At 67.8% G+C, this 26,757-nt stretch carries 22 protein-coding genes and 3 tRNA genes; 8 read left to right on the top strand and 17 right to left on the bottom strand.

The window, feature by feature from the left end:
* The first annotated feature begins 6 nt into the window (after positions 1 to 6).
* Entirely contained in the window at positions 7 to 1,593 is a 1,587-nt protein-coding gene (locus tag HGB51_RS13635; protein WP_070209455.1) for a DHA2 family efflux MFS transporter permease subunit, read from the top strand.
* Positions 1,594 to 2,362: 769 nt separating this feature from the next.
* Here HGB51_RS13635 and HGB51_RS13640 read toward each other — a convergent pair.
* Together HGB51_RS13640 and HGB51_RS13645 are read right to left on the bottom strand one after the other, a co-directional pair.
* A tRNA-Leu gene (locus HGB51_RS13640) sits at positions 2,363 to 2,449 on the bottom strand.
* A gap of 131 nt (positions 2,450 to 2,580) precedes the next feature.
* Positions 2,581 to 2,667 (bottom strand) — tRNA-Leu (locus HGB51_RS13645).
* A gap of 99 nt (positions 2,668 to 2,766) precedes the next feature.
* Here HGB51_RS13645 and HGB51_RS13650 point away from each other — a divergent pair.
* Positions 2,767 to 3,453 carry a glutathione S-transferase family protein gene (locus tag HGB51_RS13650; protein WP_070209652.1) on the top strand — a complete coding sequence of 229 codons (687 nt, stop codon included), beginning with the start codon at positions 2,767 to 2,769 and terminating at the stop codon, positions 3,451 to 3,453.
* Positions 3,454 to 3,497: 44 nt separating this feature from the next.
* Here the strand turns inward: HGB51_RS13650 and HGB51_RS13655 are convergent.
* A tRNA-Leu gene (locus HGB51_RS13655) sits at positions 3,498 to 3,584 on the bottom strand.
* 128 nt (positions 3,585 to 3,712) lie between these two features.
* Here HGB51_RS13655 and rnr point away from each other — a divergent pair.
* The 3 genes from rnr to rlmB all read left to right on the top strand — a co-directional run bounded on the left by rnr (position 3,713) and on the right by rlmB (position 7,517).
* Positions 3,713 to 6,184, top strand: a complete 2,472-nt coding sequence (rnr, locus tag HGB51_RS13660) for a ribonuclease R (RefSeq protein ID WP_070209651.1) — start codon at positions 3,713 to 3,715, stop codon at positions 6,182 to 6,184.
* Between the two features lie 51 nt (positions 6,185 to 6,235).
* Complete coding sequence (locus HGB51_RS13665) at positions 6,236 to 6,709, top strand: GFA family protein (RefSeq protein ID WP_171966862.1); 474 nt, start codon at positions 6,236 to 6,238, stop codon at positions 6,707 to 6,709.
* 64 nt (positions 6,710 to 6,773) lie between these two features.
* Positions 6,774 to 7,517 carry a 23S rRNA (guanosine(2251)-2'-O)-methyltransferase RlmB gene (rlmB, locus tag HGB51_RS13670; protein WP_070208083.1) on the top strand — a complete coding sequence of 248 codons (744 nt, stop codon included), beginning with the start codon at positions 6,774 to 6,776 and terminating at the stop codon, positions 7,515 to 7,517.
* A gap of 87 nt (positions 7,518 to 7,604) precedes the next feature.
* Here rlmB and HGB51_RS13675 read toward each other — a convergent pair whose 3' ends face one another.
* Genes HGB51_RS13675 through HGB51_RS13685 form a run of 3 tightly spaced genes read right to left on the bottom strand, consistent with a single transcriptional unit; the run spans position 7,605 to position 12,249 of the window.
* On the bottom strand, positions 7,605 to 9,047 hold the full coding sequence (locus tag HGB51_RS13675) for an efflux transporter outer membrane subunit (protein WP_084738977.1): 1,443 nt from the start codon (positions 9,045 to 9,047) through the stop codon (positions 7,605 to 7,607).
* A complete protein-coding gene (locus HGB51_RS13680; RefSeq protein WP_070208082.1) occupies positions 9,044 to 11,014 on the bottom strand; it encodes a MacB family efflux pump subunit in 1,971 nt (656 codons plus the stop codon). Before HGB51_RS13680 ends, HGB51_RS13675 begins: the two co-directional genes overlap by 4 nt.
* Positions 11,011 to 12,249 (bottom strand): efflux RND transporter periplasmic adaptor subunit, encoded by a 1,239-nt coding sequence (locus HGB51_RS13685; RefSeq protein ID WP_070208088.1) that lies wholly within the window; start codon positions 12,247 to 12,249, stop codon positions 11,011 to 11,013. Before HGB51_RS13685 ends, HGB51_RS13680 begins: the two co-directional genes overlap by 4 nt.
* A gap of 200 nt (positions 12,250 to 12,449) precedes the next feature.
* On the opposite strand from HGB51_RS13685, the gene HGB51_RS13690 reads away from it, so the two are divergent.
* The 3 genes from HGB51_RS13690 (at position 12,450) to HGB51_RS13700 (ending at position 17,725) form a co-directional block, all read left to right on the top strand.
* The gene (locus HGB51_RS13690; RefSeq protein WP_070208081.1) at positions 12,450 to 13,175 is read left to right on the top strand and encodes a response regulator; all 726 of its coding nucleotides are present in this window, start codon (positions 12,450 to 12,452) and stop codon (positions 13,173 to 13,175) included.
* Entirely contained in the window at positions 13,172 to 14,578 is a 1,407-nt protein-coding gene (locus tag HGB51_RS13695) for an ATP-binding protein (protein ID WP_070208080.1), read from the top strand. The genes HGB51_RS13690 and HGB51_RS13695 overlap by 4 nt, the downstream gene beginning before the upstream one ends.
* A 120-nt stretch (positions 14,579 to 14,698) precedes the next feature.
* Entirely contained in the window at positions 14,699 to 17,725 is a 3,027-nt protein-coding gene (locus HGB51_RS13700) for a ligand-binding sensor domain-containing diguanylate cyclase (protein WP_070208079.1), read from the top strand.
* Positions 17,726 to 17,829: 104 nt separating this feature from the next.
* On the opposite strand, the gene rnt is transcribed toward HGB51_RS13700, so the two are convergent.
* The 11 genes from rnt to pstS form a co-directional block, all read right to left on the bottom strand.
* Entirely contained in the window at positions 17,830 to 18,417 is a 588-nt protein-coding gene (gene rnt, locus HGB51_RS13705) for a ribonuclease T (RefSeq protein WP_070208087.1), read from the bottom strand.
* 84 nt (positions 18,418 to 18,501) lie between these two features.
* Positions 18,502 to 19,017 (bottom strand): HvfX family Cu-binding RiPP maturation protein, encoded by a 516-nt coding sequence (locus tag HGB51_RS13710; protein ID WP_070208078.1) that lies wholly within the window; start codon positions 19,015 to 19,017, stop codon positions 18,502 to 18,504.
* A 77-nt stretch (positions 19,018 to 19,094) separates the two neighbouring features.
* Complete coding sequence (locus HGB51_RS13715) at positions 19,095 to 19,847, bottom strand: HvfC family RiPP maturation protein (RefSeq protein WP_070208077.1); 753 nt, start codon at positions 19,845 to 19,847, stop codon at positions 19,095 to 19,097.
* A complete protein-coding gene (locus tag HGB51_RS13720; RefSeq protein ID WP_256123607.1) occupies positions 19,844 to 20,728 on the bottom strand; it encodes an HvfB family MNIO-type RiPP peptide maturase in 885 nt (294 codons plus the stop codon). Before HGB51_RS13720 ends, HGB51_RS13715 begins: the two co-directional genes overlap by 4 nt.
* On the bottom strand, positions 20,715 to 21,059 hold the full coding sequence (locus HGB51_RS20345) for an HvfA family oxazolone/thioamide-modified RiPP metallophore (RefSeq protein ID WP_070208076.1): 345 nt from the start codon (positions 21,057 to 21,059) through the stop codon (positions 20,715 to 20,717). The genes HGB51_RS13720 and HGB51_RS20345 overlap by 14 nt, the downstream gene beginning before the upstream one ends.
* 81 nt (positions 21,060 to 21,140) lie before the next feature.
* A complete protein-coding gene (locus tag HGB51_RS13725) occupies positions 21,141 to 21,650 on the bottom strand; it encodes an RNA polymerase sigma factor (protein WP_070208075.1) in 510 nt (169 codons plus the stop codon).
* 182 nt (positions 21,651 to 21,832) lie between these two features.
* Positions 21,833 to 22,537, bottom strand: coding sequence for a phosphate signaling complex protein PhoU (gene phoU, locus HGB51_RS13730; protein ID WP_070208074.1), 705 nt, complete (start codon positions 22,535 to 22,537; stop codon positions 21,833 to 21,835).
* 59 nt (positions 22,538 to 22,596) lie between these two features.
* A complete protein-coding gene (pstB, locus tag HGB51_RS13735; protein WP_070208073.1) occupies positions 22,597 to 23,427 on the bottom strand; it encodes a phosphate ABC transporter ATP-binding protein PstB in 831 nt (276 codons plus the stop codon).
* Positions 23,428 to 23,446: 19 nt separating this feature from the next.
* Positions 23,447 to 24,322: a phosphate ABC transporter permease PstA gene (gene pstA / locus HGB51_RS13740; protein ID WP_070208072.1), complete on the bottom strand. Its 876-nt coding sequence runs from the start codon at positions 24,320 to 24,322 to the stop codon at positions 23,447 to 23,449.
* Positions 24,322 to 25,290, bottom strand: a complete 969-nt coding sequence (gene pstC, locus HGB51_RS13745; RefSeq protein WP_070208071.1) for a phosphate ABC transporter permease subunit PstC — start codon at positions 25,288 to 25,290, stop codon at positions 24,322 to 24,324. Before pstC ends, pstA begins: the two co-directional genes overlap by 1 nt.
* Before the next feature lie 96 nt (positions 25,291 to 25,386).
* Positions 25,387 to 26,478 (bottom strand): phosphate ABC transporter substrate-binding protein PstS, encoded by a 1,092-nt coding sequence (gene pstS / locus HGB51_RS13750; RefSeq protein WP_070208070.1) that lies wholly within the window; start codon positions 26,476 to 26,478, stop codon positions 25,387 to 25,389.
* Between the last annotated feature and the right edge of the window lie 279 nt (positions 26,479 to 26,757).

Raw genomic sequence — 26,757 nt, forward strand, 5'->3', positions numbered from 1 at the left:
GCCGCCATGTCCGCACAAGCTCCCGCCGCACCCGGCATGCCGGGTGCGCCGTCGGCGCCAGGTGCGACCGGCGCGTTCCGGCCGGCCAATGTCGCGCTGTGTACTGCTGGCCTGGCCATGGCCTCGTTCATGCAGGTGCTCGACACCACCATCGCCAACGTTTCGCTGCCGACCATTGCCGGCAACCTGGGCGCCAGTTCGCAGCAGGCGACCTGGGTCATTACCTCGTTCGCGGTCAGTACGGCGATCGCGCTGCCGCTGACCGGTTGGCTGAGCCGCCGGTTCGGCGAGACCAAGCTGTTCATCTGGGCGACGCTGTCGTTCGTGGTGGCGTCGTTACTGTGTGGCCTGGCGCAGAGCATGGGCATGCTGGTGGTGTCGCGTGCGCTGCAGGGCTTCGTGGCGGGGCCGATGTACCCGATCACGCAGTCGCTGCTGGTGTCGATCTATCCACGGGAGAAACGCGGGCAGGCGCTGGCGCTGCTGGCGATGATCACGGTGGTGGCGCCGATCTGCGGTCCGATCCTGGGCGGCTGGATCACGGACAACTACAGTTGGGAATGGATATTCCTGATCAACGTGCCACTGGGCATTTTCGCGGCGCTGGTGGTGCGTAACCAGTTGAAGGGGCGTCCGGAGCACATCGAAAAGCCGAAGATGGACTACGTGGGCCTGATCACGCTGATCATCGGCGTGGGCGCGCTGCAGCTGGTGCTGGACCTGGGCAACGATGAGGACTGGTTCAGTTCGCCGATGATCGTTGCGCTGGCCTGCATTTCGGTGGTGGCGCTGGCGGTGTTCCTGATCTGGGAGCTGACCGACAAGGATCCGATCGTGGACCTGCGGTTGTTCCGGCATCGGAATTTCCGCGCGGGCACGCTGGCGATGGTGGTGGCGTATGCGGCATTCTTCAGTGTGTCGCTGCTGATCCCGCAGTGGTTGCAGCGCGACATGGGCTACACGGCGATCTGGGCGGGGCTGGCAACGGCGCCGATCGGTATCCTGCCGGTGATCATGACGCCGTTCGTGGGCAAGTATGCGTCGCGCTTCGACATGCGCTGGATCGCGTCGATCGCGTTCGTGTTCCTGTCGTTCACCAGTTTCATGCGCTCGGGTTTCAACCTGCAGGTGGACTTCACGCACGTGGCGGGGGTGCAGCTGATCATGGGTATTGGCGTGGCCCTGTTCTTCATGCCGGTGCTGCAGATCCTGCTGTCGGACCTGGACGGTCGCGAGATCGCGGCGGGCTCGGGCCTGGCAACGTTCCTGCGAACGCTGGGCGGCAGTTTCGCGGCATCGTTGACGACGTGGCTGTGGGCGCACCGCACGCAGGAGCACCACGCGCACCTGACCGAAAGCATTTCGGTGTACACGCCGGGCATGCAGGAGAAAGTGACGGCGATGGGGCAGGGCGACCTGCAGCATGGCGCGGCGGCGTTGAACAACATGATCAACCACCAGGCATCGCAGATGGGCTTCAACGACATCTTCTTCCTGCTGGGCTGGGTGTTCCTGGCGATCATCGCCTTCCTTTGGCTGGCCAAGCCGCCGTTCGGCGCAGGCGCCGGTGCGGCGTCGGCTGGCGGGCACTGACTGCGCGCGTGATGCAATCAAAAGCCCCGCAGAAGTGCGGGGCTTTTCTTTTGTGCGCGCCGCTCGGATTGCACACCCAGCGTGGAGCCGGGCTCTGCCCGGCTCGCTGTTGGATTCAGGCGAACAGCCCGCGGCGGCGACATTCCCTGGTGTTGGGCCGGCGGGTGGGGGGTACGGGACACGCCTTAAATCTCCAGTTAGGCTCGGGCGGCACATCCATGTGCCTTCACGGTCCCGTACCCCCCACCCGCCGGCCCATCAAGAGTGCGTCGGCTGGCACGGGAAAAGCGGATGTGCCGACCTTGGGATCGGCACAAATGTGCGCGGGTGGTTTGGCTGAGGACACGCATGGCGTGTCGCTACGCGGTGCGCCTGCGCCGTTTGGTAGGGTCGGTTCCCAAACGACCGCCGTGAAATGTTCCGCGCCCGGTGACGCATTGGAATAATCGGCGGCGCAACGTCGGCAAACGGCCGACATCCGCGTTTCCCATGGCCACCGGCCAACTGTCAAAGGGTCGCCCGGTGCCGGTTTGCGGGGGACTCGGCGCCATGGATGGCGTCCGCGTAGCCCCCATGGATGGGTTTACGGCGACCCCGCAAACCGGCACCGGGCGGCCCAAGCCAGGGGCACCGTGCAAACGAAGGCTGTTCGCCTGAATCCAACTGCAGCTGGGCAGAGCCCAGCTCTACGGCGCGTTGTCCGTGCGGTAAACCCAAACCCCGGAAACGAAAAAACCCGCTTGCGCGGGTTTGATCATTTACCGAGTCGTGGTGCCCAGGAGAGGACTCGAACCTCCACGAAGTTGCCCCCGCTAGCACCTGAAGCTAGTGCGTCTACCAATTCCGCCACCTGGGCGACTCAGGAGGAGAATTCTGCGGGAGAACCGCGATTGTGTCAACAGCATGTCGCAGAAAAAATCGTTCGCGACGGGCGTGGCGCAGAAACGAAAAAACCCGCTTTCGCGGGTTTGATCATTTACCGAGTCGTGGTGCCCAGGAGAGGACTCGAACCTCCACGAAGTTGCCCCCGCTAGCACCTGAAGCTAGTGCGTCTACCAATTCCGCCACCTGGGCGACTCAGGGGGCGAATTATGCGGAAGCCTCCCAAGGCTGTCAATGCATGTTGAAGCCTCGATTGGCATACTCGGCCCACACCGACGCTCTGGAGTTTCCATGGCATTGCCGATCCTGCACGCCCACCCGCTCTCGTCGTGCTGCCAGAAGGTGGTGATCGCCGCCCATGCGCTCGGCGTTGCCCTCGACCAGCAGCTGCTCAACCTCGGCGACCCCGCCCAGCGCGAAGCGCTCGATGCCCGCTCGCCCGCCGGCAAGATGCCCCTGCTGGTCGACGAGGGCAGGGTAGTGGCCGAGACCAGCATCATCATCGAGTACCTGCAGCAGCACCACGCCGCTGACGGCGCACGCCTGATTCCTCTCGATCCCGACGCAGCACTCGCCGTCCGCTTCTGGGACCGCTTCTGCGACTTCTACCTCATGACCCCCATGCAGGCGCTCACCGCCGAACTGCTCAAGCCGGAAGAACGACGCAGCGAAGAAAACGCCGCTGCCGCACGCGCACTGCTGCTCGGAAGTTACGCCGCGCTCGACCGCCAGCTGGATGGCCGCACCTGGTTGGCCGGCGAAGACTTCAGCATGGCCGACTGCGCCGCTTCGCCCGCGCTGTTCTATGCCATCGCCTACGTGCCGGTGCCGGACACCGAACGGCATCTGCTCGCTTACTTCGAACGCCTGATGGCGCACCCATCGGTGGCGGCAGTGGTTGATGCCGCACGGCCCTGGTTCAAGTACTTTCCGGGCCGGGCCGGATTGGCTTCGCGGTTCTACATGCCGGAAGCCTGAAACGAAAAAACCCGCTTTCGCGGGTTTGATCATTTACCGAGTCGTGGTGCCCAGGAGAGGACTCGAACCTCCACGAAGTTGCCCCCGCTAGCACCTGAAGCTAGTGCGTCTACCAATTCCGCCACCTGGGCGACTCAGGGGGCGAATTGTGGGCATGTCCGCAGGGCTTGTCAACGCTTTTGTTAAATTTCTTCACAATCCTGCATGGGGGTCGGCAATGACCCATTCTGCACACCGCCACGCGGTACCATGGGGGTCGATGAAAACAAAGAAACCGACCCGGGGCGCGAAAGCCCCCAAGTCTCCGGCGCCCAAGCAGGCTGCCGGTCCGTCGGGCAAGCCCCGCGCTGCTGCTGCCAAGTCTGGCAAGAAGCTGCCGCCCTGGATGCCCGAGTCCATGAACACCCCCGCGCCACCCCGTGGCGGCAAGCGCAGCGGCCCCAAGCCGGGCCATGGCGCACCGGTCCCCACACGGCGCAATCCGCACCCGATGCCTGCCGGCAACCCGGTGGATGACCCCTATGCGGCCCGCGAAGCTGAACGCTATGCCCAGCCCATCGCCAGCCGTGAGGCCATCCTGCAGCTGCTCGACCGCTGTGATGGTCCGCAGACCCATGAAGAGGTCGCCTTCCAACTGGGCCTGACCGAACCGGACCGTGCCGACGCCCTGGCCAAGCGCCTGGGCGCCATGGTCCGCGACGGCCAGCTGGTGCAGAACCGCCGTGGAGGATTCGCCCCGGTCCAGGCCACCAACCTGATCACCGGCGTGGTTATTGCCAACCCCGAAGGGTTCGGCTTCCTGCGCCCGGTCGAAGGCGGCGACGACCTGTTCCTGGCGCCGTTTGAAATGCGCAAGGTCATGCACGGCGACCGCGTGCTCGCCAACGTCACCGGCATCGACCGCCGCGGCCGCCGCGAAGGCAGCATCGCGCGCGTGCTCGAGCGCGGCATGACCCGCATGATCGGTCGCTTCAGCGTCGAGTTCGGCATCAACTACGTGGTGCCCGACGACAAGCGCATCCAGCGCAACGTGCAGATCCCGCCCGACCAGACCGGCGACGCCCGCGACGGCCAGCTGGTGGTGTGCGAAATCACCCAGCCGCCGGACACCCGGCGCCCGCCGATCGGCCGCATCATCGCCGTGCTTGGCGACAAGCTGACCGCCTCGCTGATCGTCGAAACCGCGATCCATGGCCACGAGCTGCCGTTCGAGTTCCCGCAGGCCGTGCTGGACGAAGCCGCCGCCGTGCCGATGCAGGTCGAGCCGCAGATGATCGGCAACCGCGTCGACCTGCGCAGTACGCCGCTGGTCACCATCGACGGTGAAGACGCCAAGGATTTCGACGACGCCGTCTACTGCGAACCCAACGCCGAAGGCTTCCGCCTGGTGGTGGCCATCGCCGACGTCTCCAACTACGTCCGCCCCGGCACCCCGCTGGACGACGAAGCACAGAAGCGCGCCACCTCGGTGTACTTCCCGGGCTTCGTCGTGCCGATGCTGCCCGAGACCCTGTCCAACGGCATCTGCTCGCTGATGCCCAAGGTCGACCGCATGTGCTTCGTCTGCGACATGCAGATGGGGCGCGACGGCGAAGTGGCGCACGCGCGCTTCTACGAAGCGGTGATGAACTCGCACGCCCGCCTCACCTACAACCAGGTCTGGCAGGCGGTGGGCGAGAACGACCCGGCCGTACGCAAGCAGATCGAGGCGGTGCTGCCGCACGTTGAACACCTGCACCAGCTTTACAAGGTGCTGGCCAAGGCACGCACCAAGCGCGGGGCGATTGAATTCGAATCCTCCGAAGTGCGCTTCGTGCTGGACAACACCGGCGAAGTCACCCAGGCCGGCATGATGGTGCGCAACGACGCCCACAAGCTGATCGAGGAATGCATGATCGCGGCCAATGTGCAGGCCGCGCGCTACCTGCTGAGCAAGCACATGCCGGCGCCGTTCCGCGACCATGCCAAGCCGCCGGAGGCCAAGTTCGAAGACCTGCTGGAGTTCCTCAAGGAATTCAAGCTGAGCCTGCCGGCATGGTCCAAGGTGCAGCCTGCCGACTACACCAAGCTGCTCAAGAAGGTGCGTGAGCGCCCCGACGCCGCCCTGCTGGAATCGGTGCTGCTGCGCAGCCAGAGCATGGCGGTGTACTCGCCGGACAACCAGGGTCACTTCGGCCTGGCGCTGGACGCTTACGCGCACTTCACCTCGCCGATCCGTCGCTACCCCGACCTGCTGGTGCACCGTGCGATCAAGCACGCGCTGAGTGGCAAGCCGGTGGAGAAATTCACCTACACCCAGCGCGAAATGGCCGCGCTGGCGCTGCAGTGCTCCGAGCGCGAGCGCCGGGCCGACGAGGCCGAGCGCGAGGTGGACGAGCGCTACCGCGCCGCGTGGATGGAAAAGCACGTCGGCGGCGAGTTCGACGGCGTGATCAGCGGCGTGACCAGTTTCGGCCTGTTCGTGGAACTGGACGAATCCAAGGTCAACGGCCTGGTCCATGTCACCCAGCTGCCGCACGACTACTACCAGTTCGACGCCACCCGCAAGACGCTGAGCGGCGAGCGCCGTGGTAAGGCCTACCGCCTGGGCGACCGCGTGCGGATCCTGGTGCTCAAGGCCAGCATGGAAGAGCGCAAGATCGACTTCCGCCTGGTCGAAGACAAGGAAGAGCAGGAGCCGACCCTGCCGCCCCGTGGCCAGCCCGCAAAGCGCCAAAAGCAGAAGTACTGAGGTAGTGCCGGCCGCCGGCCGGCTCCCCGTAGACCCAGAACGGAGCCCCACATGAACCCGGTTCCCGAATTCTCCGGTGGCTGTCAGTGTGGGGCGATCCGCTTCCACGTCCGCGGCGCGCTGCCCGACCGCTCGATCTGCCACTGCCGGATGTGCCAGAAGGCCTTCGGCGCCTACTACGCACCGCTGGTCTCGGTGCGCGGCGCCGATTTCCGGTGGACCCGGGGCGAACCGCGCCGGTTCCAGTCCTCCAACCATTTCCGCAGGGGTTTCTGCGCCGACTGCGGGACCCCGCTGACCTATGAGGGCGAGGACGGCATGGCCGTGGCGGCCGGGGCCTTCGACGACCCCAGCCGGCTGCCGCCGACCGTCCAGTACGGCACCGAGTCCAAGCTGCCGTTCGTGGACCAGCTGGGCGGCCTGCCGGTGATCCTGCAGGAGGACGACCCGGACGCTGAGCGCCTGCGCAGCCTGGTCTCCCACCAGCACCCCGACCGCGACACCGGGCGCTGGCCACCCGGCTGACCCCGGGCGCCCGGCCTCCCGATGCTCTACCATTACCACCCCCTGTACCGGTCCCGCCCCCGCAATGAGCAAGCAAAGCCAGTGGATCGTCGGCGTCAACGCCGTCGCCTCCTCGATCGAGAACGATGCCGATAACGTCCGCGAAGTGCTCATCGAGGCCAGCGCGAAGAACCCGCGGCTGACCGAAATCGAAGAGAACGCGCGCCGCAAGGGCATCGACGTGCGCAAGGTCAACACCCAGGCGCTGGACGGCGTGGGCGGCTCGGTGCGCCACCAAGGCGTGGCCGCGCGCTACCAGGCCGCACGCACCTACGGCGAGAACGAGCTGGAAGGGCTGGTCACCGCTGCCGAAGGCAAGGCCCTGCTGCTGGTCCTCGACGAGGTCCAGGACCCCCACAACCTGGGCGCCTGCCTGCGCAGCGCGGCGGCCGCCGGTGCGACTGCGGTGATCATTCCCAAGGACAAGTCGGCTACGGTCAACGCAACCGTGCGCAAGACCTCGGCCGGCGCCGCCGACCGTATTCCGGTGGTGGCGGTGACGAATCTGTCGCGCTGCCTGAAGGATCTGCAGAAGCAGGGCGTGTGGATCTACGGCCTGGCCGGTGAAGCCACCACCTCGCTCTACTCGATCGACCTCAAGGGCAACGTCGCGCTGGTGCTGGGCGGCGAAGCCGACGGCATGCGCCGGTTGACCCGTGAGAACTGCGACGGGCTGGTGAAGATCCCGATGCCGGGGGATATCGAGAGCCTGAATGTCTCGGTTGCTGCAGGTGTAAGCCTGTTTGAAGCGGTGCGTCAGCGAAGCTGACGCACCGCGGGTAGAGCCACGCCCTGCGTGGCTGCAATGCCGAACGAAGCAGCCACGCAGGGCGTGGCTCTACCCGCGCGACCGCGCCTACGGCGCGTTCGCGCTTCCCCCCAACGCCTTGAACAGCGTCACATCGTTCACCAGCAGCTTCTGCTTCACCGCCGCCAGCGACAGCTCGGCGTCGCGACGCGTCTGCTGCGCTTCCAGCCAGGTCCGCAGATCCGTGGCGCCGACCCGGTAACGCACCTCATACATCCGCTCGATCTCCACCGCTTCGTCATACGACGCCTGCGACGCAGCCACCTGCGTTGCGAACTGGGTGCGCGCCGACAGCGCGTTGTCCACTTCCGAAAGCGCCGTGTACAACGTGCGCCGGAACGTGTTCGCCGCGATCTGGTAGTCGGTCCCGGCGATGTTCGTATCCAGCTGCGCCTGGCGGATGTTCAGGAACGGCAGCGACAACCCAGCGCCCAGTGACGCCACCGGGTTCTTCAACACGTCCGACAGTGTCGTACCACCCGTGCCAACCCCACCGGTCAGACTCAGCGCCGGGTAGTAGCTGGTCGCGGTCACCTTGATGTTCTTCAGGCTGTTGCGCAGGCGCAGTTCGGCCGCGCGCAGGTCCGGGCGGCGGCCGAGCAGGTCGGCAGGCAATCCCTCGGCAATCACCGGCGTGGCCGCGATGTCCAGCACCTGCGGTTCGTCGGCCTGTGGCCACGGTTGCCCGTCCAGCAGCACCGTCAGCGCATTGCGGCTGGCCACGCGCTGCTGCTCGAGCGCGCTCTGCGCGGCCCGCTGCGCCTCCAGCTGCTGGGTCGCCTGGCGCACTTCCAGGCGCGACACCGCGCCGGCGTCGAAACGCGCCTGGACCAGCTCCTGTGTGCGCTGCAGCCGTTCCAGGTTGGCCTGGCCGGCGCTGATCGACTGGTTGAGGTAGGCCAGCACCCAGTACTGGGTGGCCACGTCGCTGATCACCAGCAGCGCGGTGTTCTGCAGGTCTTCCTCGCTGGCCTGCGCTTCCCACTGGGCGATGTCGCGCTGCGCGCGCAGGCGTCCCCACAGGTCGATCTCCCACTGCAGCGACACACCCGCCGAACTGCTGCGGTTCCAATCTGCCCCCTGGTCGATGGCGCGGTTGCCATTGCTGCTGACGCTGCCCGAAGGCTGCGGCCACAACGCATTCTCGGAAAGCCCGGCCTGCAGGCGCGCACGCTGCACCGCCAGGCCCGCCGAGGCCAGGTCGGTGTTGGCCTGCAGTGCCCGCGCGATCACCCGGTCCAGGCGCGGGTCGCCGAAGCCGGTCCACCAGGCGTCGTCGCGCACGTCGGCCTGCAGCGTCGGCGGCGTGTTCGAGGCGGCGACCGGCGCGTTGCGCTGCGCATCGCCACGTCCATACACGGCCGGCACGCTCGGCGGGTCGACCTTGTACTGCCCGGTGCTGACGCAGGCCGACAGCAGCACGGCGGTGGTGCAGGCCAGCGCCAGCGGGCGCAGGGCAGGAACAGACTTGAAAAGGAATGCCATCTTCATTCGCGCGCCAGCGCCTCCACGGGATCGAGTTGGGCCGCATTGCGTGCCGGAAGGAAGCCGAACGCCACGCCGATCAGGCTGGAACACGCGAACGCGGCCACGATCGACGCTGTGGAGAACAGCATCCTGAAGTCAGGGGCGAAGGTGTCGAACACCCAGCCCACCACCAGCGACAGGCCCACGCCGAGCAGCCCGCCGAGCAGGCACACCAGTACCGCCTCGATCAGGAACTGCTGGCGGATGTCGCTCTGCCGCGCACCGACGGCCATGCGGACGCCGATCTCGCGGGTCCGCTCGGTCACCGACACCAGCATGATGTTCATCACTCCAATGCCGCCGACCAGCAGCGCGATCGCCGCGATCGCGCTGATCAGCAGGGTCATGGTGCGCGTGGTCTGTTCGATGGTGTCGCGGATCTCGGCGCTGTTGCTGAGGAAGAAATCCTCGGTGCCATGGCGCATGACCAGCAGTTTGGAAATGGCCGCCTGCGCTGCATCCATGGGAGTGTCGTCGTCCACGCGCACGGTGATGCTGGAGACATGGCTCTGGCCGAGCATGCGCGACATCACGGTGGTGTAGGGCACCCAGATCGACAGGCTGGTGCTGCTGCCAAAGCCCATGCTCTGGCGCTGCGCCACGCCGATCACCCGTACCGGGACGTTGCCGAGCAGGATCACCTGGCCGACCGGATCTGCGCCGTTGGGGAAGAACTGGGTGCGGGTGTTCTCATCGATCACTGCCACCTGGCCCAGCCCCTTCACCGCGTCGGCGTCGAAGAAGCTGCCCGCGCTCAGGGTCAAGCCCTTGACCCGGAAGAACTGCTCGCCCACGCCGCTGACCTGCGCGGTGGCGGACTGGTTGCGGTAGCGCGCGGTGACCGAGGAGGACACGCTGGGGGTCACGCTGTCGATGTAGCTCTGTCGCGCCAGTGCGTCGGCATCGCTGGCCTTGAGCGTCTGCACGCGTGCCGAACGCATGTCGCCGAAGCCGCGCCCGGGGTACACATCGATGGTGTTGGTGCCCAGCGCGCTGATGTTCTGCAGGATCTGCTGCTGCGAACCGTTGCCCATCGCCACCACCGAGACCACCGAGGCGATGCCGATGATGATGCCGAGCATTGTCAGGAAGGTGCGCAGGCGATGCGCGTTCATTGCCAGCAGCGCCATGCGGAACGCTTCGGTGAAGCGGTCGCGCGCGGCGCGCCAGCTGTGGCCGCTGGCCGCAGCCACCGTTGGCGTGCGCTGGGCGCGATAGGCCGGGGCCTTGTCATTGCTGCGGTCGGCGATGATCTCGCCGTCGCGGATCTCGATGATGCGCTGGGCGTGCTCGGCCACCGACATGTCGTGGGTGACGATGATGATGGTGTGGCCTTCGGCATGCAGCTCGCCGAGGATGCCCATCACTTCCTCGCCGGATTTCGTGTCCAGCGCGCCGGTCGGTTCGTCGGCCAGGATCACCTCGCCGCCGTTCATCAGTGCGCGCGCGATCGACACGCGCTGCTGCTGGCCACCGGACAGCTGGCCGGGCTTGTGCTGCATGCGGTCGCCCAGGCCCAGCCGCTGCAGCAGCTGCTCGGCGCGCGCGCTGCGTACCGGGCCGGGGCTGCCGGCGTACACCGCCGGCACTTCCACGTTGCCGCGCGCGTCGAGGTCGCCGAGCAGGTGGTAGCGCTGGAAGATGAAACCGAAATGTTCGCGGCGCAGTTCGGCCAGTTCGTCCGGCAGCATGCTGCCGGTTTCGCGGCCCGCCACCTGGTAGCTGCCCCGGGTCGGGCGGTCCAGGCAGCCGAGGATGTTCATCAGGGTCGACTTGCCCGAGCCGGACTGGCCGACGATGGCCACCATCTCACCGGCGGCAATGTCCAGGTTGACGTCGCGCAGCACGGCGATGGTCTCATCGCCGGCGGGGAACTCGCGGCGCAGGTCGCGCAGCCGCAGCAGCGGGGTGCCGGTGGGCGCGGTTTTCATCGGCGCGGCCCGCCCATGCCCGGGCCGCCCATGCGCATCTGCGCGCCGCCGCGGTTGCCGCTGCCGGCCGCCGGGGTGGTGCTGCCTTCACCGACCACCACCTTCTCGCCTTCCTTCAGCCCCGCGGTGACTTCAGCGCTGGATCCGGTGTTGATGCCGATCTTCACCTTGCGCGGCTGCGGCATGCCGTCCTTGTCGGCCACGCGCACCACGTACTGGCCGTCGCGGGTCTTCGGCCCCAGCGCCACCGACGGAATGATGAGCACGTTCCTGGCCTGCTTGAGCAGCACCGAGACCTGCGCGGTCATGTCGATGCGCAGGGTGCCGTCCGGGTTTTCCACGTCGAACAGCGCGTTGTAGTACACCGCCGAACTGGCGCTGGAGCTGGACGAACTGGAACTGCTGGAGCTGTCGCTGGCGATCGAGGACGGGGCCGGATTGATCTGGCGCAGCGTGGCGTGGTACTTGCGCTCCGGGTCGCCAAGGGTGGTGAAGTACACGGGCATGCCGGCCTTGATCTTGACCACGTCGGCTTCGCTCACCTCGGCATTGACCGTCACCAGGTCCAGCCGCGCCAGCATCACGATGGTCGGTGCGGTCTGGTTGGCATTGACGGTGCGGCCTTCTTCGGCCACCACCGCCACCACCGTGCCGTCCATCGGCGCGGTGATGCGGGTGTAGGCCAGGTTGGCGTTGGCCGTGCCCAGCTCGGTCTGGCGGCCCTTGATCTGCGCGTCAAAGGAGTTGACCTGGGCCTGCGCGGTTTTCAGCTGGGCTTCGGCGGTATCAAACTCGGCACGCGAGGTGGCTTCCGCCGCCAGCATTTCCTTCTGCCGGGCGAATTCCAGTTCGGCCTGGCGCAGGGTGGCCTGCTGTACCGCGCGCTGCGCGGTGACCTGGTCCAGCGAGGCCTGCGCGTTGAGCACTGCGTTGCGCTGGGTGGTGGCGTCGATCTCGGCGATCAGGTCGCCCTGCTTGACGGTATCGCCCAGCTGCACCTTCAGCGACTTGATCTGGCCCGAGGCCTGCGCACCGACGCTGACCAGCTTGTAGGCGTCGATCACGCCGGTCGCTTCGACCGTCTGCTCCAGGTCGCCGCGGGTGACCGGGCTGGTGGCCAGGGTCGGCGCGCCCGGCTTGCGCAGGGTCCATGCGACAATGCCGCAGACCAGCACGAGCAGTACGATGACGAGCAGCACGCGGCCGCGGCGGGTGACAGGCAGTCGGGGCTTCACGATGGTGATCAACTCAACAGGCCGGCGTGCGGCGTTGTCAGCATTGTGAAGAGCGGAGCAGGGGGGCTCAACGCTCGCCGTGTAACACCGGGTAACAGCGGCGCGATTGCATGTGTCGGCATGTATCGCGCGCCGTGCTTGAAACATGCGTACGCAAACCAGAGGATGCGGTTCAGCTCCCGACAGGGGATCATCGCCGCATGGAGACCACAACGATGCAACGCCTGCTGATCGTCGATGACGACAACGACATCCGCCAGCTGCTGGCCGAACAGCTCGGTCGTGCCGGCTACCAGGTCAGCACCGCCAGCGATGGCCAGGGCATGCGCCAGGTGCTGGAACGCGAGCACGTGGACCTTATCGTGCTCGACCTCAACCTGCCGCGCGAAGATGGCCTGACCCTGTGCCGCGACCTGCGCGCACGTTCGAGCACGCCGGTGATCATGCTCACCGCGCGCAGCGAGCCGATCGACCGCGTGCTGGGACTGGAGATGGGCGCCGACGATTACCTGGGCAAGCCGTTCGAACCGCGCGAGCTGCTGGCGCGGATCCGCAACGTGCTGCGCCGGACCGAAGCGCTGCCGGCCAACCTGGAGCCGTTGGCGATCCGTCGCGCGCGCTTCGCGCACTGGACCTTCGACCTGGAGAGCCGCCACCTGGTCGACCCGGACGGGCGCGTGGTGGTGCTGTCCGGTGCCGAGTTCCGCCTGCTGCGGGTTTTCGTGGGGCATGCCAACAAGGTGCTCTCGCGCGAGCAGCTGGTCTCGCTCAGCAGCGGTCGCAGCTACGAATCGCAGGACCGCGCGATCGACCTGCAGGTCAGTCGCCTGCGCAACAAACTGGCCGGCGACGGCGGCAGCGACGGCCTGATCAAGACCGTGCGCAACGAAGGCTACGTGCTGGCTGCGGCGGTCACGCTGGAATGATGCGCCTGCGCCGCTTCTTCGCCTCGATGGTCGGGCGCCTGTTCGTGATCCTGCTGCTGGGCATGAGCGTGGCCGCGATCGGCGCCACCATGCTGGCCGGTACCAAGCGCCAGCAGGAGTTCGAACGGCAGAACCTGACCCGCATCGCCGACCGCCTGCAGGGCTTCGTCAACATGCTCGACGGCAATCCCGAGCTGCGCGGCCGGCTGCTCGAGGTGGGCGGGCCGGCGGTGCGCAGCCTGCCGCAGGGCGCGCGCCTGGGGCGCGAAGACACGGCGCTGATGGACCTGCTGCAGGACCGCACGGGTCCGGTGTCGCACGCCACGGTGCATTTCACTTCATTCCGCTCCTGCCTGCCCAAGGCGCAGGAACTGTGGCCGCCGCCGCCGCAGCACCGCCGCAAGCCACCGCATGAGCGTGATCCGGCCTTCATTCCGCCCAAGTGCCGGGCGGTGCAGCTGCCGCTCAGCGACGGCACCGAGCTGGCGCTTTCGCTGGAATCGCCGGCCATCGCACACAACGGCATCCTCGAGGTCGATCCGCTGTTCCTGACCCTGCTGGTGCTGGCCATCGCGGTGCTGGCCTACGTGGTGGCACGCATGGCCAGTGCGCCGCTGCAGCAGCTGGCGTCGGCCGCGGCCGAGCTCGGCGACGACCTGCAGCGCGAACCGTTGCAGGTGATCGGGCCGCTGGAGGTCCGGCGCGCCGCCGAAGCGTTCAACGCCATGCAGAAGCGCCTTCAGCGCACCCTGGGCGAACGCACGCAGATGCTGGCCGCGATCACTCACGACCTGCAGACCCCGGTCACCCGCCTGCGCCTGCGCCTGGAGAACGTAAGCGACGAAGCGCTGCGCGAACGCCTGATCGGCGACCTCGGCGCGATGCAGGCGCTGATCCGTGAAGGCCTGGAGCTGGCGCGCAGCGCCGAAAGCGCCGAGCCCCGGGCCGCGCTGGACCTGGATTCGCTGCTGGAGAGCATCGTCGAGGACGCGGTGGAAGCCGGCGCCGAGGCGGCGTTCGCGCAGCGCAGTGGCGCGGTGCTGATGCTGCGCCCGCTGGCCATGCACCGGCTGTTCTCGAACCTGGTGGACAACGCGATCAGCTACGGCGGCCTGGCCCAGGTGCGGGTCGAGCAGGGCGCCGACGGGGTCCGGGTGCGTGTACGCGACCGCGGTCCCGGCCTGGCCGAGGACGAGCTGGAGACCGTGTTCGACCCGTTCGTGCGGCTGGAGACCTCGCGCTCGCGGGCCACCGGTGGGGCCGGGCTGGGACTGACCATCGCCCGCGCGCTGGCCGAGAAGGACGGCGCCACCCTGCACCTGCGCAACCACCCGCAGGGCGGGCTGGAGGCGATCGTGCACTGGCCGGCACCGCCGCGACCGCCCGGCAGCCGCGCCAGCTGAGCGCGGCACGGGCAAAGCGGCGCGGATTTGCCTACTATGGGCATCCCCCGCCAGTTTTTGCCGCATGAGTGCGTCCAATCTGGCCGGCTTCCTTTCCAGTTCCCTGTCGGATCCTTGCGGATGAGGCAAGGGGGAGGCTGGACCCGGTGGCGGCCGGTACTAGCAGCAGTGACCCTTCAGCGCCGTTGCCTGGCGCTGGCGTTGCTGTGCCTGCTGTCCTTGCTGCCGGGCACGGTGGCCGCGCAGGACGGCCCGCCGCCGCTGCGCGACTACGCCATCGACGTATGGACCTCGCGCAACGGCCTGCCGCACAACTCGCTGCGTGACATCGCGCAGACCCCGGAAGGGCACCTGTGGTTCGCCACCTGGGAAGGCCTGGTGCGCTACAACGGGCTGGACTTCACCGTGTTCGACCGCAGCACCCGGCCGGGCCTGCGCGACAACGGCGTCGGCGCGCTGTTCGTCGATCGCGACGGCGGCCTGTGGATCAGCGACTCGCGCGGCAACGTGACCCGGCGCAGTGCCGACGGCCGCTGGCAGGTGTTCCCGCACCAGCCGCCGGCGCCGCAGGTGCTGATCCAGGCCATGCAGATGGACAGCCACGGCCGGCTCTGGCTGCTGTACGAAGGCAACGGCATCGGCAGCCTCACCCGCGAAGGCCGCTTCGAGTACCACCCGCCGCCGCCCGACGTGCCGATGGCGATGAGCTTCACCAAGCTGGTGGTCGACGCGCAGGACCGGGTCTGGGTCGGCACGCTCGATGGCCTGGTGGTGCGCGGCACCGACGGCGTGCTGCGTCGCGCGCCGGAGAGCTTCGGCCTTGGCCATGGCCTGGTCTGGCCGTACCGCGCCCCGGACGGCGTGCTGTGGATAGTCGCCGGCGAGCGCATCTACCGCATGCAGGACGGCGTGCCGCAGCTGCAGCACAGCCTGGGCACCGGCATGCACATCACCTCGATGCTGCAGGACCGCCATGGCGACCTGTGGCTGGGTACCGAAAGCCAGGGCCTGCTGCGCCTGTCGCGGCACGGCCTGGAGCGCCTGCCTGCGGGCCTGTCGCTGCCCGGCGGGCGCGTGGTCAGCCTGCGCGAGGACGCCGAAGGCAGCATCTGGGTGGGCGCCAATGGCGGCCTGTACCGCCTGCGCGAAACGCTGTTCAGCAGCTTCACCGAACGCGACGGACTCAGCGGCGACTACGTGCGCACCGTGCTCGAAGACCGCAGCCGCCAGTTGTGGGTGGGCAGCGCCAGCGGCCTGGACCGTCGCGACAGCGAGGGCCGGTTCCATCCGGTCGCGCTGCGCAACAGCGGGGGCAAGACGCCGTCGGTGCTCAGCCTGGCCCAGGACAAGGCGGACGGGCTGTGGGTGGGCACCTTCGGCGACGGCATCCTGCACCTGGACGGGCAGGGCCGCATGCTGCGCCGCTATGGCGCCGAAGACGGCCTGCCGGGCGGCAACATCCGCGCGATGAGCGTGGCCCGCGACGGCGCGGTGTGGGCCGGCACCCAGAAAGGCGTGGCCCGGCTGGACGCCAACGGCGTGACCGTGCCGGACGTGCCGGGCATGCCGACCGGCCTGATCACCGCGCTGGCGCATGACGCCGACGGCGACCTGTGGGTGGGCACCATCGAAGGCATCCGCGTGCTGCGCGGCGACCGCGTGCAGGCCATCGACCTGGCACCGCTGGGCGGCGGGCGCAGCGTGTTCGGCTTCCAGCAGATCGGCGACGCGATGTGGATCAGCAGCGACCGCGGTCTGTACCGCTACCAGGACGGCAAACTGGCCCGGGTCGGGCTGGAGCAGGGCATGCCGGTGGACACCGTGTTCCAGCTGGTGCCCGACCGCATCGGCAACGTCTGGATCAGCAGCAACCGCGGCGTGCTGCGCACCGACATGGCGATGCTCAACGACGTCGCCGACGGGCGCACGCGCCGGGTCGAGGTCGAGCATTACAACGAGATCGACGGCATGGCCAATTCGCAGGCCAACGGCAGCTCCGGTCCGTCGGCGATCCTGCGCCAGGACGGCACCTTCTGGGTGGTCACCGCCGGTGGCCTGAGCACGGTCGACCCGCTTCGCCTGCAGCGCTTCCGCGAGCGGCTGGCACCGCCGGCGGCGATCGAAACGGTGCTGGTCGACGGCGTGCCGCTGCACTGGCAGGGCGCCAACCACAACACCCTGCCGGGCGGGCGGCGGCTGAGCATCAGCTACGTGGGCCTGAGCTACCTGATGTCCGAGCGGATCCGCTACCGCACCCGCCTGGACGGGCTGGACACCGCCTGGATCGAACGCGGCCAGCAGCGCAGCGTGGAATTCATCGGCCTGCCGCCGGGCGAGTACACCCTGCACGTGGGCGCCGCCCACCCCGGTGGTACCTGGGGCAGCAGCGAAGCGGTGTGGTCGTTCACGGTCGAGCCGTTCCTGTGGCAGCGGCGCAGCGTGCAGTTCATCGGCGGCCTGCTGCTGCTGGCCGGGCTGGTGGCGCTGTACCGGTACCTGATCAATCGCTACAAGGCCAGCAACGTGCGCCTGGCGCGCCGCGTGGATGCGGCGACCCGTGACCTGCAGGCGCAGACCGCCAGCCTGCAGGCGCTGAACGAAGAAAAGACCCAGCTGGCCGAGCGCCTGGCGCGACAGTCGGAGCAGTTCGAGCGGCAGGCGCGCGAGGATGCGCTGACCGGGCTGCCCAACCGGCGCGCCTTCGACGAAGCGTTGGCGCGCGACTTCGCCCGCTCGCAGCGCAGCGGCCATCCGCTGTGCCTGGTGGTGCTGGACATCGACCACTTCAAGGACGTGAACGACCAGCACAGCCACAGCGTGGGCGACGTGGTGCTGGTGGAAGTGGCGCGGGTGATCGCCTCGGCCTGCCGCGATTCGGACATGCCGGCGCGTACCGGCGGCGAGGAATTCACCGTGCTGCTCAACGACACCCGCCTGGCCGAAGCGGCGCAGGTGTGCGCGCGCCTGCGCGGGCTGTTCCATGACCATCCGGACTGGGCCGGGGTGCCCGGGCTGCAGGTGACCTTCAGTGCCGGCCTGGTCGAGCTGGACGCCGCCGACCGCACCCCGATGCTGCTCTACCAGCGCGCCGACCGTGCGCTGTACCGCGCCAAGAGCGAAGGTAGAGACCGGACCGCGATCGGTTGATTACCGGGTGGTCCGGCACCGCGCGGACACGCATGGCGTGTCCCTACGCCGCATTGCCGCCAACCCGGTAGCGACACGCCATGCGTGTCCCACGGAATCTCAGATCAGGGACGCGGCCAGGCGTTGGCAATGGTGCAGAACAGCTTCGCCGTCTGCTCGGTGTCATACACCGCACTGTGCGCTTCGTTGGCATCCCACCCGAGACCAGCGGCGACCGCCGCACGCGCCAGCACGGTCTGCCCATAGGCGATACCGGCCATGGTCACCGTGTCGAACACACTGAACGGATGGAACGGGTTGCGCTTGTGCCCGACCCGGTTCACCGCCGCGTTGACGAAACCCAGGTCGAAGTGCGCGTTGTGCCCGACCAGGATCGCGCGCTGGCAGCCGTACTTCTTCATCGCCACGCGGACCGGCGCGAAGATATGGTCCAGCGCGTCCTTCTCGCTCTTGGCCAGGCGGAACGGGTGGTCGAGGATGATCCCGGTGATCTCCAGCGACTTCGGATCGATCTCCAGCCCTTCGGCGGGGATCACGTGTGCGCTGGCGGTCTGCCCCGGGTAGAGCAGGCCGTTGTCGTCCATTTCGATCGGGACCGCGGCGATCTCCAGCAACGCATTGCGGTTGCAGTCGAAGCCGCCGGTTTCCACGTCCACCACCACCGGCAGGAAGCCACGGAAGCGGGTCGCCATCATCCGCTGTCCCAGCGAGGGCACATCCACGGCGTCCGCCGGGGCGGCGGCGGTCTGGGGGAGTTCGTCAGTCATCGGCCCAGTTTAGCAGAGCGGTCTGACCGCCCCGTTGCGATGCCGGGCCAGCCAGCCATCCACGCTCAGCCGACCGGCCCCGCCCAGCAGCAGTGGCAGCAGCATTGCGATGAACAGCACCGGCAGCTTGAAGTTGCCGTAGCCCTGGTCGCTGATCGCATAGCCCTGCGCCAGCGTGGCGAGCGAGTCCCACCCGGCCGGCCAGTGCACCGTCGCGGTGGCCACCACGGTCAGTCCGACCAGCAGCGCGGCTGTGGTGCGGGTGGCCAGTCCCAGCAGCAGGCAGGCGCCGCCCAGCAGTTCCAGCCAGGTGGCGGCCTGCCAGTTGAGTGCCGAGGGCAGCCAGCGGAACGGCAGCGGGAAATCGGCCTGCACGCTGTCGAACCAGTTCATGCCGCGCAGCTTCTCGCGCCCGGACTCGAAATACTCCCAGGCCAGCAGCAGACGCAGGCCGAGCGGGGCCAGCCAGGGGTCGAGTGCACCCAGGCGCGCGCGCAGTGCGGAAAGGGGGGAGGGCAGTGGCATTGGAAACTCCAGGCAGCAGGAAGAGTCCAACAAGAGGCCCGGCACGCGGCACTGGATGCGCGCGCCGGGCGCGGGGTTCAGCTGCCGGTCGGGCGCGCCGGACCGATCACCCCGGTGGCCAGCAGCTGGGCCAGCAGCGCACGCCCGGGCTGCTCGAGGGCGGCAACGTCCAGACCGTTGGCCTCGGCCAACTGCCGCAGGTGGTCGGCGCCGCTGCGCGCCACGGCGTCGTCCAGCTGCGCCAGCAGGGCCCCGGCCAGCGGGCTGAGCTGCGAGAACACGATGCTGCCGTCGGCCACCCGCCGCGCGAGCAGGCAGGTGGGTTCGGGGGGCGCCGATGCGGGCTGGAACCCGGCGCCGATCTGTTGCACCGGCCACGCGTAGACCAGTGGCCACGCCAGCGCCGAACGGGCGAGCGGGTCCTGCCATGGATCGAACGCCGCGTCCCCTGTGGGCAGCGGCCGGGCCTCGCTCGACTGCAGCGCCAGTTCCACCCACTCGTAGTGCGCCAGCTCGGCGAGGAACGGGCGCGGCAGCAACGCCTGCTGCTGCAGCCACTGCACGAACTCGCCAGCGACCTCGGTAAACAGTGGCGACACGCAGCGGTGCTCGATGAAATAGCGGCGGCACAGCGCATCCCATTCGTCTGCATGCAGGACCCGGAGCAGCACGGGGAAACTTCCGCCCAGCAGGCTTCGCAGGTTGTTGAACAGCAGGTCGCGGTAGATCTGCAGTCGACGCGGGTCGAGTCCTTCGGGCGCGGGCTGGCCCCGTGGGTCGCGCAGGTGCAGGGTCATGGCGGACTGCTGGTCGCGAAGAAACCCGCTCATGCGGCCGCTCCGTGTGCGGCATCCCCGCCGTGGAGGATGCGCCGCATCTGCTGCAGTTCGCCACGCAGTTCTGCGTAGGTTGGAAAGTTGAAATCGCGTTCCAGCAGGGCCGGGCGCGGGCCGAAACGGGCGCGCGCCTGCGCCAGCAGCGCCCACACCGGGTCGATCACCGCGCTGCCATGCGTATCGATCTTCAGGTCGTCGGCTTCATCGTAGTGCCCGGCGACGTGCAGGCACACCACGCGCGACGCCGGTAGCCCGTCGATGAAGGCGACCGGGTCGAAGCGGTGGTTGATCGCGTTGACGTACACGTTGTTGACGTCCAGCAGCAGGTCGCAGTCTGCTTCTTCCAGCACGGCGACAGTGAAGTCCCTTTCGCTCATCGCCGCGTGCGGCGTGAGGTAGGTGGACACGTTCTCCACCGCGATGCGCCGGCCGAGCCGGTCCTGCACCTGCGCGATGCGCGCGGCGGTGTGGCGCACCGCCTCCTCGGTGAACGGCAGCGGCAGCAAGTCGTACAGGTGCCCGTCGTCGCCGCAGTAGCTGAGGTGCTCGCTGTACAGCCGCACCTGGTGCGTGTCCAGGAAGAGCCCGACCCGGTCGATGAAGTCCAGGTCCAGCGGGGCGCTGCCGCCCAGCGACAGCGACAGGCCGTGGCAGGTCAACGGGTAACGCGCGCTGAGCCCCTGCAGGCGCTCGCCGTGCACGCCGCCGAGTCCGATCCAGTTCTCCGGCGCGCATTCGAGGAAGTCGATATCGCCCGGCGGCGCCTGTTCCAGGTCGTCGAGCAGGGCGCGGCGCAGGCCGAGTCCCACCGCCGCAGCAGGCAGCGGCGGCAGGACCACGGGGCTCACGCCGGCGCGCGGGTCAGTGCCCGGCACCGCACTTGCCTTCACCGCACTTGCCCTCGGCGGTCTTCTTTGCGGCCGGGGCAGGCTTGGCCTTGTCAGCCCCGCACTTGCCTTCGCCGCACTTGCCTTCCGCCGCCTTCTTGTCGGTGCCGTGCTGTTTGGCCTTGTCGGCGCCACACTTGCCTTCACCGCATTTGCCTTCAGCCGCCTTCGCGTCGGCCTTGGGCGCGGCCTGTGCGGCCAGGGCATAGCCCTGGGCCAGGTCGGTCATCGACAGGGCCGAGGCGGTGCCGGCCAGGCCGAGGCCGCCGGCGAGCGCGGCGCAGGCCAGCAGGGAGGCGTGTTTGGTGGACAGGGTCATGGAAAAATCTCCTTGTAGAGGCCCGGGGGCCAGGGTGTTGCCAATGAAGCATGCCGGATTTGCCGGCATGCGGGGGAAAGCTCAGGCCAGGTACTCGCGCGCCATGACGCGGGCGCGGTGCAGCCGGGCCTTGATGGTTTCGGGGGTGGTGGCCAGCCGCTCGGCCAGTTCGGCGATCGACAGGCCTTCCAGGTCGCGCAGCAGGATCACTTCGCGATAGTGCGCCGGCAGCGACTCCAGCGCGGCGGCGCAGTCGCGGCGCAGCGCCACGTCGTCGCACTGCGCGGGTGGCAGGATCTCCTCGCGCAGCTCTTCGTGCCGCCACTGGCACCGCGCGCGCTTGAGCCGGTTGCACTCGCGCTTGACGATGCGGAACGCCCACGAAGTGAAGCACTCCACCAGGCGCAGGTCGCACAGCCGCCGCGACACGGTGATCAGGCTTTCCTGCACCGCGTCTTCGACATCGTTGATGACGCAGTGGTATTCGGCATAGCGACGCAGGTGCTGGCGCGAGTGGCGCAGCACGCGGTCGAGCGCGGCGCGGTCGCCGGCATGGGCGGCGCTGAGTTCGAGCGGGCAGAGGGACTGCATGCGGCAACGGGATCCTGATGGGCTGGCACAGGATAAGAGCGCCGCCGGGGCAGGGTGGATGCGCGGGTGGATGGACGGGTACAGGCGCGATTCAGCGCTGGCGGTTCGTTTGCGACAGAAACAACAAGGGCCGATGCGTGGCATCGGCCCTTGTTTCACCCGAACGCCTTGCGGCGCGGGCGTTACAGCTGTTCGGTGCTGGTCTCGTCGCGCTTCTCGCGCGGCGGCAGCGCCTGCTCGCCATGCACCAGGAACCACACGTTCTCGGCGATGTTGGTGGCGTGGTCGCCCACGCGTTCCAGGTTCTTGGCCATGAACAGCAGGTGGGTGCACGGGGTGATGTTGCGCGGGTCTTCCATCATGTAGGTCAGCAGCTCGCGGAACAGCGCGGTGTACTGTGCGTCCAGCCGTGCGTCGTCGTCGCGCAGGGCCAGTGCGGCCTCGGCGTCGCTGTCGCGATAGGCTTCGATGGCGCGGCGGACCTGCTGCGCGGCCAGACGACCCAGCGAGCGCAGGCCCTGGATCTGCGGCAGCGGCGGCACCTTGCTCAGGGCGATCGAGCGCTTGGCCACGTTCGCGGCATAGTCGCCGATGCGTTCGATGTCGGCCGGGATGCGCAGGCCGGCCAGGATCTCGCGCAGGTCGCGCGCCATCGGGCCGCGCAGGGCCAGGCGCATCACGTCGTGGCTGATCTGCTGTTCCAGGCTGTCGATGGCCTCGTCATTGGCGATGATGCGCTGCGCGGCGCTGTCGTCGCGGCGTTCGATCACGTCCAGCGCCGCTTCCAGCTGCGCCACGGACATTTCGCCCATGCGCACGATTTCGGCCACCAGCCGCTGCTGTTCTTCGTCGTAGCTCTTGACGATGTGGTCGTTCGGAATGTTCATTGTGATTCCCGTGGTGCCGGGCGGTGCCCGGCTGGTTTATCTGGAAACGTGCGGACGGATCAACCGAAGCGACCGGTGATGTAATCCTCGGTCTGCTGCTTGTTCGGCTGCGAGAAGATCACTTCGGTGCGGTCGTGTTCGATCAGGTCGCCCAGGTACATGAAGGCGGTGTAGTCGGACACGCGCGCGGCCTGCTGCATGTTGTGGGTGACGATCACGATGGTGTAGTCGTGCTTGAGCTCTTCGACCAGCTGCTCGATGCGGCTGGTGGAGATCGGGTCCAGCGCCGAGGTCGGCTCGTCGAGCAGCAGCACGTCCGGGCGCAGGGCCACGGCACGGGCGATGCACAGACGCTGCTGCTGGCCACCGGACAGGCCCAGCGCGCTCTGGTTGAGCTTGTCCTTCACTTCGTCCCACAGCGCGCCCTGGCGCAGCGCATGCTCGACGCGGTCGTTCATGTCCGCCTTGGACAGCTTTTCGTGGTGGCGGATGCCGTAGGCCACGTTCTCGAAGATGGTCATCGGGAACGGCACCGGCTTCTGGAACACCATGCCGACCTTGCTGCGCAGGCGGTTCATCGGGTACTTCGGCGACAGGATGTTCTCGCCGTCCAGCAGCACTTCGCCCTTGGCTTCCAGCTTCGGGTACAGCGCGTAGATGCGGTTGAAGATGCGCAGCAGGGTCGACTTGCCGCAGCCGGAGGGACCGATCAGCGCGGTCACGCGCTTTTCCGGAATCTCCAGGTTGATGTTCTTCAGCGCGTGGAACTTGTCGTAGTAGAAGTCCAGTCCGCGTGCAGCCAGCTTGGTCGGCGCCGGGTTGCCGAGGTTTTCATGCGAGGCCGGCACCGCGATGCGCTGCATCGGCACGGCATTGGTGAGGTCGTTCATGGCGATATCCGCGGAAAGGTCAGTCATGGGAGATGCGGTTGCGCAGCAGGATGCCACGCGCGGAGAGGCTGACCAGCAGCACGAACAGGGTCAGCACCAGCGCGCCGGCCCAGGCCAGCGTCTGCCAGGATTCATAGGGGCTGCCGGCAAACTGGTTCATCACCACCGGCACGCTGGCCATCGGCTGGAACACGTTGCTGTTCCAGTACTGGTTGCCGAAGGCGGTGAACAGCAGCGGGGCGGTTTCGCCGGAAATGCGGGCCAGCGCCAGCAGGATGCCGGTGATGATGCCGGCGGCGGCACTGCGGTACAGCACCTGCACGGTAACCTTCCACTGCGGGATGCCAAGCGACAGCGCCGCTTCGCGCATCTGCGAGGGCACCAGGCGCAGCATTTCGTCGGTGGTACGCACCACCACCGGCAGCACGATGAAGGCCAGCGACAGCGCACCGGCGAACGCCGAGAACTGCCCACCGGTCTGCATCACGTACAGGGTGTAGACGAACAGGCCGAGCACGATGGACGGTGCCGAGAGCAGGATGTCATTGACGAAGCGCACCACCGTACCGGCCTTGCGGGCGTTGCCGTACTCGGCCAGCCAAGTGCCGGCCAGCACGCCGAGCGGAGTGCCGATGGCGATGGCCAGCGCACACATCACCGCGCTGCCGAAGAAGGCGTTGGCCAGGCCGCCTTCCTGCATGGGCGGTGGGGTCATCTTGGTGAACAGGTCCAGGTTGATCCCGGCCAGGCCCTTGGAGGCCAGGGTGAACAGGATCCAGCCCAGGAAGAACAGGCCGAACAGCGCGGTCAGGCACGACAGGAGCAGCGCGACGATGTTGACGATGCGGCGGCGCAGGTACAGCGTCTGCGCGTTGGAAGCGACGGCGGTGGACATCAGTTGCCCTCCTTGCGGGACAGGCGCATGAGCATCAGGCGGGCGATTGCCAGCACCACGAAGGTCACGATGAAGAGGACGAAGCCGAGCAGCAGCAGCGCCGAACGGTAGGTTTCGGTAGCTTCGCCGAAGTCATTGGCGATCAGCGCTGCGATGGTGGTGCCCGGTTCCAGCAGCGACGGGGACAGGCGCACGCTGTTGCCGATCACGAAGGCCACCGCCATGGTTTCACCCAGGGCGCGGCCGAGGCCGAGGAAGATGCCGCCAATCACCGCCGAGCGGGTGTAGGGCAGCACGATGTCCCAGCTCACTTCCCACTTGGTGGAACCCAGCGCATAGGCCGATTCCTTCAGGCGGGTCGGCACGGTCAGGAACACTTCGCGCATCACCGAGGAGATGAACGGAATGACCATGATCGCCAGCACGAAGCCGGCGGTCAGCACGCCGATGCCCAGCGGCGGACCCTGGAACAGCGGGCCGATGATCGGCCATTCGCCCAGGGTTTCATTGAGGGTGGGGGTGACGTACTCGGTCATCACCGGCACCAGCACGAACAGGCCCCACATGCCGTAGATGATCGAGGGAATGCCGGCCAGCAGTTCGATGGCGGTACCGACCGGGCCACGCATCCAGCGCGGCGCCACTTCGGTGAGGAAGAAGGCGATGCCGAAGCTCACCGGCACCGCGATCAGCATCGCGATCAGGGCGGTGACCAGGGTGCCGTAGATCGGCGCGAGCGCGCCGAACTTGTTCTCCACCGGATTCCAGTCGGAGGAGTAGAAGAAGCTCAGGCCCTGCTCCTGCAGGGCATGGCGGCCGCCCCACAGCATCGAGAGCGCGGCGCAGGCCAGGGCGACCAGCACCAGTACCACGGTGGTGATCAGCACCCATCGGAACAGTTTGTCGTTGCGGGCGTCACGCAGGTCGCGCGTTGACGGTGCGGGTACAGGCTGGGCGATGGCATTCATTGGAAAGGCTTGGGCCCGAGAATGGGTGGGGTGTTGCCGGGCAATGCCCGGCGTTGCAACCGGTGGGGCCCGCGTAGTGCGCGGGCCCCGGTTTCATTATTTGAATTCAGCAGTCCAGTAGCCTTCGATCTGCTTGACCAATTCCGCCGGCAGCGGCACGTAGTGCAGTTCGTTGGCCTGGGCCTGGCCGTTCTCGAAGGCCCACTTGAAGAACGCCAGGGTGTCCTTGCTGCGCTTGGCATCCTTGGGCTGCTTGTGCATCAGCATGAAGTTGGTGGCGGTGATCGGCCACGCCTGGTCGCCCGGGGCGTTGGTGATGACCAGGTTGAAGTCCTTGGCGCTGGCCCAGTCGGCGCTGGCGGCTGCGGCGGCGAAGGTTTCAGCGCTCGGCTGCACCCAGTTGCCGGCGGCGTTCTGCATCGAGGCGTACGGCATGCCGTTCTGCAGCGCGTAGGCCAGTTCGACGTAGCCGATCGAGCCCTTGATCTGCTTCACGTACGAAGCGACGCCTTCATTGCCCTTGCCACCCACGCCGTCCGGCCACTGCACCGAGGTGCCTTCGCCGACCTTGCTCTTCCAGTCCGGGCTGACCTTGGACAGGTAGTTGGAGAAGTTGAAGGTGGTGCCCGAACCGTCCGAACGGTGGACCAGGGTGATCTTGCCGTCGGGCAGCTTCACGCCCGGGTTGGCGGCGACGATGGCCGGGTCGTTCCAGGTCTTGATCTTGCCCAGGAAGATGTCGGCCAGCAGCGGGCCGCTCAGGCGCAGCTTGCCGGCTTCCAGGCCTTCGATGTTCACCACCGGGACCACGCCGCCGATGGCGGACGGGAACTGGCCGAGGCCGGCCTGGGCCAGCTCTTCGCTGGACAGCGGCTTGTCGGAGGAACCGAAGTCGACGGTGCCGGCCTTGATCTGGGCGATACCGCCGCCCGAGCCGATCGACTGATAGTTGACCTTGGCGCCGGTGGCGGCGTTGTAGTCGGCCGACCACTTGGACACCAGCGGGAAGATGAAGGAGGCGCCGGCGCCGGAGATCTCGGCGGTCAGCTTGTCGCCAGCGGCCGGGGCGGCGGCGGGTGCGTCGGCGGCCGGTGCCGCGGCCTGGCCTTCAGCGGCCGGCTTGCAGGCGGACAGGCCCAGCGCGATGGCCAGGGAAAGGGCGGCAAAGCTGGCCGAATGCAGTTTCATGCGTCACTCCGTAGCGGGATGGGGTGCCGGGCTGGCCGGCTGACGCTGCTATGAAATGATGTTTTTGTTACAGCTTGATGACGTCGTGACAGAGGGCACGTTAAACCCACGCAGGACAAGGCCTGGCGGGCCCTTGGGCGGGGCAGGGCGCCCAATAAAAAAGCGCGGATCAGCAGATCCGCGCCGGAGAGGTGCCGCCAGGGGGAGAGAGGACCTGGCGGCACCTTTGCCTGGGTGGTGTATCGACCAGCGGTCGATACCTACCGTTGTAGGTCACGA

The sequence above is a fragment of the Stenotrophomonas bentonitica genome (assembly GCF_013185915.1).
In the GTDB taxonomy this organism is placed as follows: domain Bacteria; phylum Pseudomonadota; class Gammaproteobacteria; order Xanthomonadales; family Xanthomonadaceae; genus Stenotrophomonas; species Stenotrophomonas bentonitica.

Bases quoted from the DNA above. Each gene is read 5' to 3' on its own strand.
- HGB51_RS13635 (WP_070209455.1), top strand. From the start codon at position 7: ATGTCCGCACAAGCTCCCGCCGCACCCGGCATGCCGGGTGCGCCGTCG.
- HGB51_RS13650 (WP_070209652.1), top strand. From the start codon at position 2,767: ATGGCATTGCCGATCCTGCACGCCCACCCGCTCTCGTCGTGCTGCCAG.
- rnr (WP_070209651.1), top strand. From the start codon at position 3,713: ATGAAAACAAAGAAACCGACCCGGGGCGCGAAAGCCCCCAAGTCTCCG.
- HGB51_RS13665 (WP_171966862.1), top strand. From the start codon at position 6,236: ATGAACCCGGTTCCCGAATTCTCCGGTGGCTGTCAGTGTGGGGCGATC.
- rlmB (WP_070208083.1), top strand. From the start codon at position 6,774: ATGAGCAAGCAAAGCCAGTGGATCGTCGGCGTCAACGCCGTCGCCTCC.
- HGB51_RS13675 (WP_084738977.1), bottom strand. From the start codon at position 9,047: ATGAAGATGGCATTCCTTTTCAAGTCTGTTCCTGCCCTGCGCCCGCTG.
- HGB51_RS13680 (WP_070208082.1), bottom strand. From the start codon at position 11,014: ATGAAAACCGCGCCCACCGGCACCCCGCTGCTGCGGCTGCGCGACCTG.
- HGB51_RS13690 (WP_070208081.1), top strand. From the start codon at position 12,450: ATGGAGACCACAACGATGCAACGCCTGCTGATCGTCGATGACGACAAC.
- HGB51_RS13695 (WP_070208080.1), top strand. From the start codon at position 13,172: ATGATGCGCCTGCGCCGCTTCTTCGCCTCGATGGTCGGGCGCCTGTTC.
- HGB51_RS13700 (WP_070208079.1), top strand. From the start codon at position 14,699: ATGAGGCAAGGGGGAGGCTGGACCCGGTGGCGGCCGGTACTAGCAGCA.
- rnt (WP_070208087.1), bottom strand. From the start codon at position 18,417: ATGGCGACCCGCTTCCGTGGCTTCCTGCCGGTGGTGGTGGACGTGGAA.
- HGB51_RS13710 (WP_070208078.1), bottom strand. From the start codon at position 19,017: ATGCCACTGCCCTCCCCCCTTTCCGCACTGCGCGCGCGCCTGGGTGCA.
- HGB51_RS13715 (WP_070208077.1), bottom strand. From the start codon at position 19,847: ATGAGCGGGTTTCTTCGCGACCAGCAGTCCGCCATGACCCTGCACCTG.
- HGB51_RS20345 (WP_070208076.1), bottom strand. From the start codon at position 21,059: ATGACCCTGTCCACCAAACACGCCTCCCTGCTGGCCTGCGCCGCGCTC.
- HGB51_RS13725 (WP_070208075.1), bottom strand. From the start codon at position 21,650: ATGCAGTCCCTCTGCCCGCTCGAACTCAGCGCCGCCCATGCCGGCGAC.
- phoU (WP_070208074.1), bottom strand. From the start codon at position 22,537: ATGAACATTCCGAACGACCACATCGTCAAGAGCTACGACGAAGAACAG.
- pstB (WP_070208073.1), bottom strand. From the start codon at position 23,427: ATGAACGACCTCACCAATGCCGTGCCGATGCAGCGCATCGCGGTGCCG.
- pstA (WP_070208072.1), bottom strand. From the start codon at position 24,322: ATGTCCACCGCCGTCGCTTCCAACGCGCAGACGCTGTACCTGCGCCGC.
- pstC (WP_070208071.1), bottom strand. From the start codon at position 25,290: ATGAATGCCATCGCCCAGCCTGTACCCGCACCGTCAACGCGCGACCTG.
- pstS (WP_070208070.1), bottom strand. From the start codon at position 26,478: ATGAAACTGCATTCGGCCAGCTTTGCCGCCCTTTCCCTGGCCATCGCG.